This window comes from Frankia casuarinae, from assembly GCF_000013345.1.
Taxonomy (GTDB): domain Bacteria; phylum Actinomycetota; class Actinomycetes; order Frankiales; family Frankiaceae; genus Frankia; species Frankia casuarinae.
This window is the reverse complement of sequence record NC_007777.1, coordinates 370,881-386,298: the sequence shown is the minus strand read 5'-3', so window position 1 is coordinate 386,298 and position 15,418 is coordinate 370,881. Positions and strand designations below refer to the sequence as shown.

Below are 15,418 nucleotides of genomic sequence, written 5' to 3'. Positions count from 1 at the left end.
CGCCTAGCATGGCCAGGCATCACCGACCAGAAGCAGCCCGATGCCTGTCCAGATCACGAAGGTGAAAATGTGACTTCACGAATCTCTCGTGGGGCATCCACGCCGCGAATCCGGTGAACGTCGCCGGTCTGCTGCTCGCTGCCGGGGCAGGACGGCGGATGGGACGCCCCAAGGCTCTGGTCGAGTTGGGCGGTGTGACGCTGGTCGAGCGGGGTGTCCGCCTGCTCACGGCGGGGGGCTGCCGGCCGGTCGTGGTCGTCACCGGCGCCGCCGCGGACGAGGTGGGCATCGTCGTGCGACGCCTCGCCACCCGCCGGGTCGCCGGGCCGGCGCCCGCGGGCTGGGATGCGCCCGAGATCGGCCTGGAACCCACGGCCGGCCTGATACCGGAGGTTCGCCTGGTATCGGCCGCGCGGTGGACCGAGGGTGTCGGCGCGTCGCTGCGGGCCGGTCTCGCCGCCCTGGTCGGCACCGACACCGACGCCGTGGTTGTCACCCTGGTGGACCAACCTTCCCTCGGCGCGGCGGCGGTGCAACGTCTGATCTCCGCCGCGGCCGACCCGGGGTCGGCCCATCCGGCGATGACCGCCACCTACGGAGGCCGGCCGGCCCATCCCGTCCTGCTACGCCGCTCGGTCTGGCCCGAGGTGGCGGCTCTCGCGCGCGGCGAGGCCGGCGCCCGGGCGTGGCTGCGGGCCCACCCGGGAGAGGTCACCGGCGTGCCCTGCGACGGCACCGGCTCACCCGCCGACGTCAACACCCCCGCCGACCTCGAAACCCCCGCCGACCTCGAAACCCCCGCCGACCTCGCCAGCGGCGACACGCACACCCAGCCCGGGTAGAACGCTAAGGACCCATGAGTAGGAACACCGCCGCAACGACGTGAGAAACGGAAGAACAACAGCGAACCCCGGTATTCCAAGAAAGGATGACGCCCAACCGGGCCACCGGCAGTATCGGCGGCACGGGAACCGGCGCGGGGCACCATACCATCACCATCTGAGGCTGGCCGGACACCCGGGGATGGTGTCGGGCGCTGCGCGATGGGCTCGGCGGGAAACGTTACGCAGACCATCGTGCTGGTGGCGGGTCAGGGACGGACACGACGCTCGCTCGCGGAAAGGACGTCTCCGTGTCCGACGCCCGCCATCGATCCCGCCGCAACAGATTTCGTGGTGGCGCGTCCCATCACGGCGCGTCCCGGTATGGCGGGTCCCGGGCCGGTGGCCGCGGCCGTGCCGTCACCGTCGGCCTGGGCATCGTCAGCGGCGCGGCGCTGCTTGTACTGGGCGCGTTGACCGCCACCGGGATCGGGTTCGCGGCCCGCGCCGCCTGGGATGCCGGATCGGCCGGGGAATGCGCGGACGGCGGCGAACGGGCCACCCTGACCATCACCACCGCGCCGGCACTCGCGGCGCCGATCAGCCGGCTCGCCGCCGACTTCGATCGTCAGCGCGCCGGTGCCGAGGGCTCGGCGGGCCCGTGCGTGACCCTCGCCGTGTCGGTGGTCGCCTCCGACCGGGTGCTCGACACGCTGTCCCGGCCGGAGTCGCCGGACTCCCCCGGGCCGCCCGACGTCTGGATCCCGGAGTCGGCCGACTGGCTGGAGCTGGGCCAGGAATCGGACCCGGTCACGGCGAAACTGCCGGCGAAGGCCACGACGATCGCGGGATCGCCCGTCGTCATCGCCATGCCGAGACTCATGGCACAGCGCCTCGGTTGGCCCGAACATCATGTGACCTGGGCCGAACTGGCCGCGGCCGCGGGCGAGGCCGATTTCTGGACCCACCGGGGCGAGCCCCAGTGGGGGGACTTCCGGTTCGCCATGGCCAATCCGGAGCACTCGGCCGCCGCGCTGCGGGCCGTCATCGCAACGGTGGGCGCCGCCCGCGGACTCACCGCGGCCGAGATGACCACCGGCACGTTCGACCAGGATCGCGCGGCCCAGCTCACCGTGCTCCGGCAGGAACGCTCCATCGACTGGCTGCCAGAGTATGACCAGCAACTCTTCGACTCGGTGCGCACCGGCGGCACGGAGAACGGCGCGGCCGGATCCGCTCCCTCGGCCTTCCCGGCTCTGGAGGCCGATGTCATCGCCTACAACCGGTCCCTGACAAGCCAGAACGGTAACCCCCCGACCACGACGCTGGTGGCGTCCTACCCCTCGGACGGGATGTTCACGGCGACGGTGCCGTACATCGTCCTGAAGAAGACGGCGAGCTCGTCGTCCCGGCGGGCCGCGGCGGACGCCTTCGCCGCGTTCCTGCGCGGGGACGCGGGCCGCGCGGCTCTCAGCGGAGCCGGTTTCCGCACACCCACCGAGCTGGCGGGCCACGATGACCCAGGCGGGCTGGCCGGGACGCTCAACGCGACCGACGGGGTGCGCTCCGTCCCGCCGAAGCTGGCGAGCACGGACGCCTCCGACAGCACGCTCGGCACGGCTCGGCGGTTCTTCCGCCATGCCCGTCAGCGTGGTGCCACCCTCGTGGCGCTCGACAGCTCCGGATCGATGGCCGAACCGGTCCCGGGCACCGACCCGTCAAGAACTCGGCTGCAGGCGGCCGTCGAGACCTCCCTGGCCGGCCTGCGCCTGTTCGCACCCGACAGCCAGGTCGGTCTCTGGCGGTTCTCCGGCGAGCAGGGCGCCCAGGGAGTCCAGGGCTACCGGGATCTCGTGCCGATGGCTGCGCTCAACGCACCCGGACGAGGCGGCACCCATCGGGACGAGCTGATCGCCGCGCAGGCCGGGATCGTCCCCGGCGGAGCCACCGATCTGTATGCCACCACGCTCGCGGCCTTCCGCTTCCTGACCCAGCACTACGTCCCCGGCCGGCTCAACCAGGTCGTCATCCTCACCGACGGTCGCGACACGAACCGGGGTGCGGCCGCGCCGAGCCTGGACAGCCTGATCGAACAGCTGCACGCCGAGTACGACCCGAAGCGGCCGGTCGCCATAATCATGATCGCCTACAGCAACGACGCCGACCTCACCGCGCTGTCGCGCATCGCCGCGGCGACCGCAGGACGCTCCTACCTCCGGCCGGACCCGAGCCAGGTGGTCGACATCTACCTCGACGCGCTCACCCGCGTCCGCCCCTGAAGCCACGCGCCCCTGAAACCGCGCCCCTGAAACCGCTCAGACGGGAACTCCGGCGGCACGCCGTCTGCCGGCTCGGGTCCGGCGCGGATCGGGACTCGCGGCGTCCGGGAACCTCCGCAGGTATTCGCGTTCGAGCTCCAGCATCCGTGCGGTGTGGGTCTCGAAGGCGTCCTCGCTCCCCGCGATGAAGGCATCGTGCCGGGTACGATGCAGGTGCCGCAGCTCTCGGACGAGATCGACGTCGGTCAGCTCCTGCGCGGGAATTCCAGCTGGTCGGTGCATCATGCCCTCGGTCTACCCATTCCGGCGGCGCGATTCCCGGCTGGCGGGAGGACCAGCAGGTTCGGCGGGATCGGAACATCCGGCCCCGGGCCGGGCGGTGGTACCGGATCCGGCGCGGGCTCGGGTGGCGTCGGCTCGGGACCGGGCAGAACAGGATCGGGGATCGGCGAGGGCGGCGAGGGCTCGGGTGGCGTCGGGCCGGGACCCGGCGGCGCGACCGTGACGATGACGGGATACGTGGTCTGCATCTGATTGCGGTGCCCGGATGGCCCTCTTCACACACCGGGACGACCAGATGCCCGCTCCTTCTGGTCAGGCGCTGGCAGACGCTGGTCGATCTGTGGCTGGCTCGCTACCGTTGCGCACTATGACCGGGCTGGTTGGATCGGCGGCTTCTTCCTGCGACGTCATCCAACGTACCGAGCAACGCATGTCCCGGATGGTCGGCTACACCCGAGCAGCCTGTGCGACGTTCGTGATCATCCCGCTCTTCGGCTGGGCTCGCCTGCGCCACCCGTGGATCGCCGTGCTGATCGTGGCTGCCGCGGCCGTCGAGGCATCCTGGTTCACCTGGCGGGTCTGGCGGCGGCCGGGCCGGCTGTCCCCCCGGTTGGTCCTGGCGGACGTCGCCTTCTGCGTGGCGCTGATGCTCGTCGGGTCCAGAGCCGCGCAACCCGACGAACGCAACAAGATCATGACTGAGCTCGTGCCGTTCAGCCTCGTCGCACCCGCGGGCATCGGCTTCGGCCTCGGGCTGACGCTGCTCGCGGTCGGTGCGGTGGCCGTCCTGATGGCGGCATGGAGCCTGGCCGTGCTGCCGGATGTCTCCCTCAAGCTCGGTTCGGACCTGCTGGGCTTCGCCCTGTGGTACGTCGTCGCCATGCTCATCGCCCGCGAGCTGCGCGCGCTCTGCGCGGCGACCGCGGCCGCCCAGGACGAGGCCGCGGCGGCCGGGCGGCTCGCGATCGAGCAGGAGAAGGAGGCCGAAAGCCTGCGCCAGCGTGAGATCACCCATCGGGAGATCCACGACTACCTGCTCCCCGTCGTCGATCATGTTGCCGCCGGTGGAGTGCCCTCACCGGCACTCGTCCGGGAGGCCCGGCGCGGGGCACAGCGGGCGCGTCGGATCATCATGGATCCACGCGGGATGGACCCGCGGGCCCTGGCCGTCGACGGCACGGCTTCACCGGACTCCACCCAGAACGGCCTCGAGGAGATGATGTCCGCGGTCGTGGACGCCTTGGCCGACGAGGGGCTCGCCCTGGTGCCCTTCGTGTCGATCAAGGGCGAACCGCCCGCGGAGGTCCGCGAGGCACTGGTGGCCGCGACGAGGGAGGCCCTGCGCAACGTGGTCCGACACTCCGCCAGCACCGACGAGGTCCACCTCTTCGTCGAGGGCGACGCGGATTCGGTGCTGGTGGTCGTCCGGGACAGGGGCGTGGGGTTCGATCCCGGCTCCGTCCGAGCGGGCGGGGGCATGACCGGAAGCTATTCCGCCCTGCGCCGGTATGGCGGGGAGACCCTGGTGACCGCCTGGCCGGGCGATGGGACGAAGGTGACCTTCCGCTGGCCCGCCGCCGAGCCGACCGGAGCCGGCGCGCCCGGGACCGGCCGATGAGCGTCGATCGCCGGCCGGTCTCGGTGGCGATCATCGACGATCATCCGATCGCCACCGAATCGCTGGCCGCCAGGTTCGCCGGCGCGGGGTTCTCCGTGCTGGCGCCGGCCCCGAGCCTGGAGACCTTCGACCGGGACACCACGCCCGGGATCGTGGTGTGCGACCTGCACCTGCCCGGGGTGTCCGGGGCCGCCGCCGTGGCCGACCTGCATCGACGCGGTCTTCGGGTGCTGGCGACCTCCGGGGTTGCGACACCGGACGAGGTCCTCGACGCGGTCGCCGCGCAGGCTCGCGGCTTCGTCGAGAAGACCGCCCCGGCCCAGCAGTTCGTGGCGGCGGTGACCGCCGTCGCCGGGGGTAGCTTCCACGTCTCCGCCCGCCTCGCCGGGTTTCTGCTGGAGGATGCGCACCGGCGACCGCTGTCCCGGGGCGAGATCGGCCCCGGGGAACGGAACCTGCTGCGCGGACTCGCCCAGGGCGACCTCATTGACGAGCTGCGCGGCGAGTGGGGAATGACCGCCGCCGCCGTGCACGACCTGCTCGATCGAATCTTCGACGCCGCCCGCCGACGGCGCCGCCTGCACCGGCCCTCCCCGCGGGAGGCCGAGGTGATGGTCCTCGTCGGTTGCCGGGGTATGTCCCACCGGGAAGCGGCGCGGGCGATGAACGTCAAGGCCAGTGTCGTCGCCGACTATCTGCGCACGGCGAAGGCGAAGTACGTGGCGAGCCATCCCGACGCCCCGGCGACGATCCCGCCCAGCACCGCGGCCGCCCTCTGGGCCCGCGAGCTCGGATTCGGCTGAGCCCCCTCGATTGAGGCCCCTTGATTTCGAGGGATTGCCCTGCGCCGGCTTCGGTCACACCCTCGTCAGGATGGGCGGGGGAGGCGGCGAGGATGAGGGTCATCCGCGGTCCTGTCGTCTCTGGGCGGCCTTCCGCGGGTCGTTCCTGGGACCGGAGGCGCTCCCCGTCGGCATGTGGCGGATCAGATCTCCCGACGTCGCGACGGCCCATCCGGCTGACCAACCGATCCCCGGTGACGGCACGAATCCCGAGGCGGACGGCCGTGAGATCCAGGCGGTGCACCGTGGGCACGCGATCTGGCTGGGTACCCCGGACGCGGATCTGTACCGGCTGGACGACTCGCGGTGGCTGCTGCGCAACAACCGGCGGGCCGCCGCACTCACCCGACGCCTGGTCGCCCGGGCCAGGCCCGTCACGGACGGCACGGCCGGGTCCGCCCACCTGCATCTCGTCACCGGCGATTCGCTCGCGGGCTACCTTCAGATCATCCGGCTCGGACCGGTGGTCGCCCGGCTGCGCACGATCCCGGGCGAGGGGTCCTCGCTACCGCGCACCGTGGCCGTTGATCTCGGCAAGCAGGCCGCCGAGCAGGTAGCCGGGCTGGCGGCAGCCATGGGCGACCTGCGTCGCGCGCCCTGGCGCCCCAGCCGATGGATTACCCGGACGGATCGGTAACGGCCGGGGATCATCCGCTTTCCCCCGATGATTGAGGGATGGTGTCGGCCCATCGGAACTACCAGGATCGAGGGTAGGGACCGCGCCGGTGCGACGGGTTCGGGCCGGATCGTCGGGGGGAGCGAGATGGCTTGGTGCCGAATCGGGGGCGCACCGGCGTGATTCCGCGGACTGTCGGTCGTCGGGGAAGGTCGGCAGTCCGCCTGTTCATACCGGCAAGCGCCGGCCGCCGCTGTCCGCACCGGTGAAAGCCGCCACGGGGGGCAACCGGTCACAAACATTCGGTCCCGGCGTTCGCCCCACTGATGAGGGTGTCGCTGGTGGCTTTGTCGACATCGCTACGATCTGCCCACTGGAAACGTGGACAGGGGGTGCTGTGGGCGAGCCGATCCTCGCCATCGACTACGGCACCTGCAGTGCCTCGGCCGCCTTGGCCGTCGACGGTCGCATCGAACCGGTGAAGGAGCCCGCGAGCGGCTCGGCGAGCTGGCCCGCGTCGGTCTTCGTGGATGGCGGCAGCCTGATCGTCGGCACGCTCGCCGAGCGGCGCAAGCGGATCTGGCCCGCGGCGTACCGCGGCGAGGTCAAGCGCGATCTGGCCCGGGACAGCGCCGTGTCACTCGACGGCCGCAGCTATCCGGCGCACGTGCTGGTGACCGCGGTGCTGTCCGCGCTGAAGGCCGAGGCCGAACAGCAGCTCGGTGGTGCGGCGCTGTCGCGGGCCGTCGTCACGATACCGGCGAGCTACGATCCCGCCGGCCCGCTGCGCCGGACGATGATCGCCGCAGCGGAGGCCGCCGGGTTCGTCGACGTGGACCTGCTCGCCGAGCCGGTCGCGGCGGCCTGGTCGCCGGTGGTCGGCGTCGCGCCCGAGCCCGGCTCGCTCATGCTCGTGTACGACCTGGGCGGCGGGACGTTCGAGGGGGCGCTGGTCGCGGTCGGTGAGGACGGCCGGCACGAGATGCTCTCCCACTCGGCTCTGCACGACTGCGGCGGCCGCGAACTCGACCAGATTCTGTTCGACGAGATCCTGGGGTTGTACGGGCCGGGGCTGGAACCGCTACTGAATCCGCCCGGGATCGGCGAGACGTTCCAGACCACGGCCAACCGGACCCGCCACGAGCTGCTCGACTTCGCCCGGGCAGTGAAACATCAACTCTCCGACATCGCCGTGGTGGAGGATGTTTTCAGCCCGGCCGGCCTGCTGGTCAGCATGCAGCGTGACCGGTTCGCCCAGCTCGCCTCCCCCATCCTGGCCCGCACGATGGCCTGCTGCCAGCACTTGCTGAAGTCCTCCGGTTACGGACCGGACAAGCTGAGTGGGGTGCTCCTCGTCGGTGGCAGCTCCCGGATCCCGGTCGTCACCGACATCCTCGAAGGTCGGCTCGGGGTCGGCACCGACTGGCCGGGGCAGCAGATCTACCTCCCCGCCGATCCCGAGCTCGCCGTGGTGCTCGGCGCCGCCGCCTGGGCAAGCTCGGTCTCCACCCGCCGGACCACCGCGGCGCGCCCGAATCCGGTCCTGCAACCGGCTCGCTGGGACATCCCCGGCGGGCGGGCGACGATGGTGCGCTGGCTCGTCGAGCCCGGGGAGCGCTTCGACGCGAGCGCCGTGCTGGCGCGGGTCCGCCTCACCGACGGTTCCCTGTTCGACCTGGCCGCCGAGGCGCCGGGTAGCCTCATCCACACCCACGCGGCACCCGGCACTCCGGTCCGCGACGCCGACTGGTTGGCGACCACACTTCCGTCCGGGCCGGTGCCGATGGGGTCGGCGGTGCCGGCGGACCTGCGCGGCTTCGAGCGCAGCAGCCGCCCGTCCCACCACGTCGAGGTCACCGCGCGGGCCACCCTCAAGGGACACGAACGCGACGTCACCTCGGCGGCCTTCTCCCCGGACGGCAAGCTGCTCGCCACCACCAGCAAGGACGGCACCCGGCTGTGGGACGTCGCCACCGGCCGAACGTCGGTCACACTCAGCGGACGCAAGAGCCTGGTCGTGCACGGCTGCGCCTTTTCCTCGGACGGCAAGCTGCTCGCCACCACCGGCAGCGACAAGACGGCCCGCATCTGGGACGTTGACGCCGCCCGCCAGACGGTGACCCTGACCGGGCACCGGGGACCCGTGTACGGCTGCGCCTTCTCCCCGGACGGCAGCCTGCTCGCCACGACCAGTACCGACCGCACCGTCCGGCTGTGGGGTTCGTCGACCGGGAAAAACCTTGCCACCCTCAACGGCCATCGCGGCTCGGTCTACGGCTGCGCCTTCTCCCCCGACGGCCGGCTGCTGGTCACCGCCGGCGCGGAGTCCACCCTGCTGTGGAACGTCACGGTTGGCGAGATCATCATGAGCCTGCCGGGGCACACGAACTTCGCCGGCGGATGCGCCTTCTCCCCCGACGGCCGGCTGCTCGCGACGAGCGGCAACGAGGGCACCCGGCTCACCGACGCCTCCAGCGGCACCACCGTGCTCACTCTGCCGGGTTCGGCGCAGAGCTGCGCCTTCTCCCCGGACGGCCACCTGCTGGCGACGGCGAGCACCGACGACACCGCGCAACTGTGGGACGTCGCGACCGGGTCCGCGATCGCCACCCTCACCGGGCACAGCAGCACGGTGATGAGCTGCGCGTTCGCCCCCTACGGCCTCCTGCTCGCCACCACCAGTACCGACATGACCGCTCGGCTCTGGGACATCATCTACACCCCCTGACGCTCCGGCCGTCCCGGCAGGCACAGCCGCCGCCCGGAGATCCCGGAACTCCCGGAGATCCCGGAACTCCCGGAGATCCCGGAACTCCCGGAGATCCCGGAACTCCCGGAGATCAGGTCGGAAAGACCGCGCCGTCCCGTGGCGGGCACTGCAGGCCGAGGTCGTCCAGCACCGCCTCGGGCGCGACGCCACACCCGACCTCGTAGGTACCGAGCTGGACCAGTTCCCACCCGGAGCCCGTGTGATGCAGTACACCCTCGGCCCGGTCGAGATCGGCCACGGTCGGGCGCAGCTCGGTCAGTGCCCAGCTCGGGTCGCTGGCGGCCAGGGTGGTTCCGGTGACCTCGTAGTTCTGCGGCGGAACATTCGCGGTGAACGAGCTCGTCCGGACCGCCTCGGCAATCGCGTCCGCATCCCCGGCCGACGGCGGGAAGGTGCCGGCGCCGCGAGCCACGGCAGCGACGACGCGGCTGGTTTCCCCGGGAACCGACGCCACTGAGGACGACCTGGAACAGGCAAACGCCGTACCCACGGTCACGACTCCCGCGGTGACCAGAGTTGCGGTGGGCAGTACCACCCGGCGCACGATACGGGGACGGTTACCGCGGACGGCGGACCGAGGACGACTGTGGCGAGCCATGCTGTGCACCTACCCAGTTTGCGCAGGTGAACCCCCTGAAGGGGGATACTCCGACGGTCAACCCGACGACAGATCACATCGTGATCTCGTTGAGATTCACCCATCCCTCACTACTCTCGCCCTCATTGGTCTCACCAAGATAAAATCTTGGCAAAATGTGGTGCAATACTTGATCGAGCGTGGTGTCCATCCCATCCAAGCCGTCGGGCCCGCCACCCCGGGAGAGGCTGCCATTCGAGGGGGTCCCGGTCGTCTCGTCGATGGACATCGCGGCGAGTGGCACGCCTACGATTCCGCGGCCCCGCCGGGCATTCACAGACCCGGCATTCACAGCAGGCTCACAGCAAGACCTCAGGTAACAGCCAGCCAAGGAGGCGAAGCTGACACCATGCAACCGGTGCGGGTCCTCGTGGTGGACGACGAGACAACACTGGCGGAGCTGCTGTCGATGGCGCTGCGCTACGAGGGGTGGGAAGTGCGCAGCGCCGCGGATGGTCGCGGAGCGCTGCGGCTCGCCCGCGACTTCCGGCCGGACGCGGTGGTTCTCGATATCATGCTGCCCGACATGGACGGCTTGGAGGTGCTTCGGCGCCTGCGGGCGGAGAGCCCGGACGTACCGGTGCTGTTTCTGACCGCCCGGGACGCCGTCGAGGACCGGGTGGCGGGGCTCACCGCCGGCGGCGACGACTACGTCACGAAGCCGTTCAGTCTCGAGGAGCTCGTCGCGCGGCTGCGCGGACTGATGCGCCGCGCCGCGCGCACCACCGAGGCGTTGCAGGGCGCCCGGCTCGTCGTCGGCGATCTCACGATGGACGAGGAGAGCCGGGAGGTGCAGCGCGCCGGCCAGCCGGTGCACCTCACCGCCACCGAGTTCGAGCTGCTGCGCTTCTTCATGCGCAACCCACGCCGGGTGCTCAGCAAGGCCCAGATCCTCGACCGGGTCTGGAACTACGACTTCGGCGGCCAGGCGAACGTCGTCGAGCTCTACGTCTCGTACCTGCGCAAGAAGATCGACGCCGGCCGCCCCCCGATGATCCACACGATGCGCGGGGCCGGGTACGTCCTGCGGCCGGCCGATCCGGCGCTGGCACCGAGGACCTCCGCCACCCCGTCATCGAGGGGCACCTCGCCGGGCCCGGCATGAGCTCCCCGGCTCACCGGGTCCGGATCGTGCCGGTCGCGCCCTCGCGCTGGTCACTGCGCACCCGGCTGCTCGCCCTACTGATGCTCCTGCTGGCGACCGTCTCGCTGGTGATCGTGTTCGTCACCGCCGTCGCGCTGCGAGGAGTCCTCGTCGACCAGCTCGACAGGCGGCTGCGGGAGGCCAGCGGGCGATGGGACCGGCCGGAACCCACCTTTCTCCAGAACCTCCCGTCCTTCCCGGCCCTGCCGGCCCTCCCGGCCCCGGCCGCCGCCGACTCCGCTGCCACCGCTGCCGCCGACTCCGCTGCCACCGACTCCGCTGCCACCGCTGCCGCCGACCAGCCGTCCAGCCTCAGCCCGCAGCAGCTGCGGGTCCGCCGGTTCTTCCGTGGACCGGTCGATCCGGGAACGCTGGGAGCCGTCGTGGGCGAGGATGGAACCTACGGGGCCTTCATCGATACCGCCGGCGAGGGGAAGGAGCTGACCACCGCCGAGACCGCCGTCGTCGCGGGCATTCCCGCCTACCTGCGGCCGTATACCCGGGCGTTCGGCGATCAGGGTGACTATCGGCTCCTCGCGAGGACCACCCATGACGATATGATCGTCGTCACCGGGCTGCCGATGAAACAGGTGAACGCGACCCTCACCAGGATGACAATGATCGCTGGGGTGGTGGCGCTGGTGGGGGTCGCGGCCGCCGCGATCGCCGGCACGGCGATCGTCCGCGTCACGCTGCGACCGCTGCGGCGGGTCGCAGCGACGGCCTCCCGGGTCGCCGAGCTACCCCTCGACCGGGGTGAGGTGGCCCTGTCGGTGCGGGTGCCGCAGGTAGACACCGACCCGCGCACAGAGGTCGGCCAGGTCGGGGCGGCGCTCAACCGGATGCTCGGCCACATCGGTGCCGCGCTGGCCGCCCGCCACGCGAGCGAGATGCGGATGCGCCAGTTCCTCGCCGACGTCAGCCACGAACTGCGCACTCCGCTCGCGGCGATCAGCGGGTACGCCGAGCTGACCCGCCGGACCCGCGAGCACGTCCCCGCGGACGTCACCTACGCGATGAGCCGGGTCGAGTCCGAAAGCGCGCGGATGACGGCGCTGGTCTCCGACCTGCTGCTGCTCGCCCGGCTCGACTCCGGTCGGGACCTGGTCCGGGAACCGGTGGACGTCTCCCGGCTGATCGTCAACGCGGTCAACGACGCGCACGTGGCTGCCCCGGGCCACCGCTTCGCTCTCGACCTGCCCGAGGAGCCGGTCACGGTCACCGGGGACCCGGCCCGCCTGCACCAGGTTCTCGCGAACCTGCTGGCCAACGCCCGCACCCACACGCCGCCTGGCACCCAGGTCACGGCGAGCCTGACCGTGAGCGGCCCCACGGCGATCCTCGCGGTCGTGGACGACGGCCCGGGCATCCCTCCGGATCTGCTCCCCGAGGTCTTCCAACGCTTCGCGCGCGGCGACAGCTCGCGGTCCCGCGCCGCCGGTAGCACCGGGCTGGGGCTCGCCATCGTCGCCGCCGTCGTCGAGGCACATCACGGGCACGTGCGGGCCACGAGCGAGCCGGGACGCACCGCCTTCATGGTCGAGCTGCCCCGATGCCTCCCCCCCTCGGAGACGGTCCCGTCCGAGCCTGCCCGCCTGACCGGCCCGACGCACCCCGACCGAGCTTCACAGCCTGCGCACAGGTAGATCACAAGAAGCCGAAAGGTCCGCGGTCGACAGTGATCCCCATGTCGCCCATACTCACCGACCCGGTGCCCCTCTCCGGAGGCGGTCGGGCCCCTGGACATCGGCGGCGCATGCCGTGGACCAGGGACCAGCCCCACCACGTGCCCTCCCCCGACGCCCCCACCGAGACCGGGCTCCCGGTCGGCGGCTCCGGTGGCCTCGTATCCGCCGAAGACGTATCCGCCGAGGACGCCCGCTGGGTCCGACCTGCACTGGTCACCCTGCTGGTGGGCACGGGTGTGCTCTACCTGTGGGGCCTCGGCGCGTCGGGATGGGCGAACGCGTTCTACTCGGCCGCGGTCCAGGCCGGCTCGGTGAGCTGGAAGGCGTTCTTCTACGGTTCCTCGGACGCCGCCAACTCAATCACGGTCGACAAGCCGCCGGCCTCCCTGTGGGTCATGGCGCTGTCCGTCCGGATCTTCGGCCTCAGCGCCTGGAGCATCCTCGTGCCCCAGGCGCTGATGGGTGTCGCCACCGTCGGCCTGCTTTACCAGACCGTGCGGCGGCAGTTCTCCGCCGGTGCGGGCCTGCTCGCCGGCGCGGTGCTGGCCCTGACCCCGGTCGCGGCCCTGATGTTCCGGTTCAACAACCCGGACGCCCTGCTCGTGCTGCTCCTGGTCGCCGCGGCCTACGCGACGTTGCGGGCGATCGAGCAGGCGAGCACCCGCTGGCTGGTGTTCGCCGGGGTCCTGGTCAGCTTCGCCTTCCTGACGAAGCTGCTGCAGGCACTGCTCGTCGTCCCCGTCTTCGCGCTGGTGTACCTGGTGACCGCGCCGACCTCGTTCTGGCGGCGCGTCCGGCAGACCCTGGCCGCGGGGCTCGGACTGCTGATCCCCGCCGGCCTCTTCATCGCGATCGTGGAGCTCGTTCCGGCGTCCTCCCGCCCCTACATCGGGGGTTCACAGCACAACAGCCTGCTGGAGCTCACCCTCGGCTACAACGGACTCGGCCGACTTACCGGCAACGAGACCGGCAGCGTTGGCGGTGGCCGGGGCGGCCGGATGGGCGGCCTGCCGGAATCCATCGGGAACGGCGCGGCAGGCGCCGCTCCCGGCGGCGGCACGGTCATCTTCGGCCCCGGGGGTCCGGGCGGCCACGGGGGCGGCATGTGGGGCCAGGCCGGTTGGACCCGCATGTTCGGCTCGGAAGTCGGCGGTCAGATCTCCTGGCTGCTCCCGACGGCACTGATCCTGCTCGTCGCCGGCCTGTGGATCACCCGGCGCGCCCCGCGGACGAACCGCGCCCGCGCCGCCTTCCTTCTCTGGGGCGGCTGGCTGCTCGTCACCGGCATCGTCTTCAGCCAGATGAAGGGCATCTTCCACGCCTACTACACGGTGGCGCTCGCCCCGGCGGTCGGTGCCCTGGTGGGGATGGGCTGCGCGCTGCTCTGGCGTCATCGCCGGCATCCCGCCGCCGCCGTGGTCTCGGCTGCCACGATGGCCGCCACCGCCGCCTGGTGCTACACCCTGTTGAACCGCACCCCCCAGTGGCATCCATGGATCCGGTACGCCGTGCTCGTCGCCGGGATCATCGCGGCGCTCGGGTTCCTCGCGGCCATCCGACTGCCGCGGCGGGCCGCGCTCGGTGTCGCCACCGTGGCGCTGGTCGCCGGGCTCCTCGGACCCGGCTCGTATGCCATCGCCACCGCGGCGACCCCGCACACCGGCTCGATCCCGGCGGCGGGTCCCGCCGGCGCCGGCTTCGGCGGGCCGGGTGGCGGCCGCTTCTTCCGCATGGGCCAGGGCGGCCTGCAGGCCGGCCGTCAGCGGGGCTTCCCGCCGCGGGGGATGGGCCGCGGGGCACAGGGCGGCCCACAGGGTGGTGGAATCTTCCCCGGCGGGGCCTTCCCCGGCGATGGGCAGCAGATGCCCGGCGGCCAGGGCGGCATGCCCGGCCAGGCCGGTGGTGGTGCCGGGACCGGAACCACCACGCTGGGGAACGGGATCCTCGGCGGGCGGGAGAGCCGGGGCGGTGGCCCAGGCGGTCTACTCAGCGCCGTCACTCCCAGCAACACGATCGTGAAGCTGCTCAGGCAGAACGCGGACTCCTACACCTGGGTCGCCGCCGCGGTCGGTTCGAACAGCGCGGCCGGATACCAGCTCGCGACCCAGGACCCGGTCATGCCGGTCGGCGGATTCAACGGGAGCGACCCCTCGCCCACCCTGGCGCAGTTCAAGCAGTACGTCGCCGAAGGAAAGATCCACTACTTCATCGGCGGCGGCGGCTTCGGTCAGGCCAACGGCGGTAGCTCGTCCTCACGGGAGATCTCCAGCTGGGTGACGGAGAACTTCACCTCGAAGACGGTCGACGGCGTGACCCTCTACGACCTGACCGCACCGAAGACCGGCGCCACCACCGGCTCCACGACGGGCACCGGCGTCACTGCCTGACGCCGCGGTGGCCTGACGCGGACGGGCGTCCAGCCCGTGGGCCACGGGTGAACGCGACGCCCACCAGGATGCCGCGATCGCCGTCGCGATCCTCCTGGTGGGCGTCACCGCGTTGACGCGATGCCTCACCGACGCGATGCCTCACAGTTATGGTTCCAATCCGCTCCGCACCACAACCACAACCACCGAGGCGGTCCTCAGCCCGGCAGGCGCTCACAGCAGGCGCACAGCATCGGCACACGAGCGGCACAGCTCCCGAACCGAGGGTGGAGAGCATGACGATGACACGGATGCCTTCCTCGACGACCGTGATCTCCGGGACGACCGAGACCTC

The 15,418-nt window shown here is 71.6% G+C and carries 11 protein-coding genes; 9 read left to right on the top strand and 2 right to left on the bottom strand.

What is annotated here, in order from left to right; genetic code table 11:
- Positions 1 to 113: 113 nt before the first annotated feature.
- Positions 114 to 842, top strand: a complete 729-nt coding sequence (locus FRANCCI3_RS01640) for a nucleotidyltransferase family protein (RefSeq protein ID WP_082456696.1) — start codon at positions 114 to 116, stop codon at positions 840 to 842.
- Between the two features lie 290 nt (positions 843 to 1,132).
- Positions 1,133 to 3,100 (top strand): substrate-binding domain-containing protein, encoded by a 1,968-nt coding sequence (locus tag FRANCCI3_RS01635; protein WP_011434792.1) that lies wholly within the window; start codon positions 1,133 to 1,135, stop codon positions 3,098 to 3,100.
- Between the two features lie 36 nt (positions 3,101 to 3,136).
- Here the strand turns inward: FRANCCI3_RS01635 and FRANCCI3_RS01630 are convergent, their stop codons facing one another.
- Positions 3,137 to 3,385 (bottom strand): DUF6158 family protein, encoded by a 249-nt coding sequence (locus tag FRANCCI3_RS01630; protein WP_011434791.1) that lies wholly within the window; start codon positions 3,383 to 3,385, stop codon positions 3,137 to 3,139.
- A 364-nt stretch (positions 3,386 to 3,749) separates the two neighbouring features.
- On the opposite strand from FRANCCI3_RS01630, the gene FRANCCI3_RS01625 reads away from it, so the two are divergent.
- The 4 genes from FRANCCI3_RS01625 (at position 3,750) to FRANCCI3_RS01610 (ending at position 9,186) form a co-directional block, all read left to right on the top strand.
- Complete coding sequence (locus FRANCCI3_RS01625) at positions 3,750 to 5,000, top strand: sensor histidine kinase (protein WP_175443354.1); 1,251 nt, start codon at positions 3,750 to 3,752, stop codon at positions 4,998 to 5,000.
- Complete coding sequence (locus tag FRANCCI3_RS01620; RefSeq protein ID WP_011434789.1) at positions 4,997 to 5,803, top strand: response regulator; 807 nt, start codon at positions 4,997 to 4,999, stop codon at positions 5,801 to 5,803. Before FRANCCI3_RS01625 ends, FRANCCI3_RS01620 begins: the two co-directional genes overlap by 4 nt.
- Before the next feature lie 172 nt (positions 5,804 to 5,975).
- Positions 5,976 to 6,479 carry a hypothetical protein gene (locus FRANCCI3_RS01615; RefSeq protein ID WP_235462984.1) on the top strand — a complete coding sequence of 168 codons (504 nt, stop codon included), beginning with the start codon at positions 5,976 to 5,978 and terminating at the stop codon, positions 6,477 to 6,479.
- A 376-nt stretch (positions 6,480 to 6,855) separates the two neighbouring features.
- Positions 6,856 to 9,186 carry an Hsp70 family protein gene (locus FRANCCI3_RS01610; protein ID WP_023840871.1) on the top strand — a complete coding sequence of 777 codons (2,331 nt, stop codon included), beginning with the start codon at positions 6,856 to 6,858 and terminating at the stop codon, positions 9,184 to 9,186.
- A gap of 112 nt (positions 9,187 to 9,298) precedes the next feature.
- Here FRANCCI3_RS01610 and FRANCCI3_RS01605 read toward each other — a convergent pair whose 3' ends face one another.
- On the bottom strand, positions 9,299 to 9,826 hold the full coding sequence (locus FRANCCI3_RS01605) for a hypothetical protein (RefSeq protein WP_023840872.1): 528 nt from the start codon (positions 9,824 to 9,826) through the stop codon (positions 9,299 to 9,301).
- 388 nt (positions 9,827 to 10,214) lie between these two features.
- Between FRANCCI3_RS01605 and FRANCCI3_RS01600 the strand changes: the two genes are divergently transcribed.
- The 3 genes from FRANCCI3_RS01600 to FRANCCI3_RS01590 are packed head-to-tail and all read left to right on the top strand — an operon-like array spanning position 10,215 to position 15,084.
- Positions 10,215 to 10,970, top strand: a complete 756-nt coding sequence (locus FRANCCI3_RS01600; RefSeq protein ID WP_023840873.1) for a response regulator transcription factor — start codon at positions 10,215 to 10,217, stop codon at positions 10,968 to 10,970.
- Positions 10,967 to 12,655 (top strand): sensor histidine kinase, encoded by a 1,689-nt coding sequence (locus FRANCCI3_RS01595; RefSeq protein ID WP_108913709.1) that lies wholly within the window; start codon positions 10,967 to 10,969, stop codon positions 12,653 to 12,655. The genes FRANCCI3_RS01600 and FRANCCI3_RS01595 overlap by 4 nt, the downstream gene beginning before the upstream one ends.
- A 41-nt stretch (positions 12,656 to 12,696) precedes the next feature.
- Positions 12,697 to 15,084 carry an ArnT family glycosyltransferase gene (locus tag FRANCCI3_RS01590; RefSeq protein WP_011434784.1) on the top strand — a complete coding sequence of 796 codons (2,388 nt, stop codon included), beginning with the start codon at positions 12,697 to 12,699 and terminating at the stop codon, positions 15,082 to 15,084.
- The last annotated feature ends 334 nt before the right edge of the window (positions 15,085 to 15,418 follow it).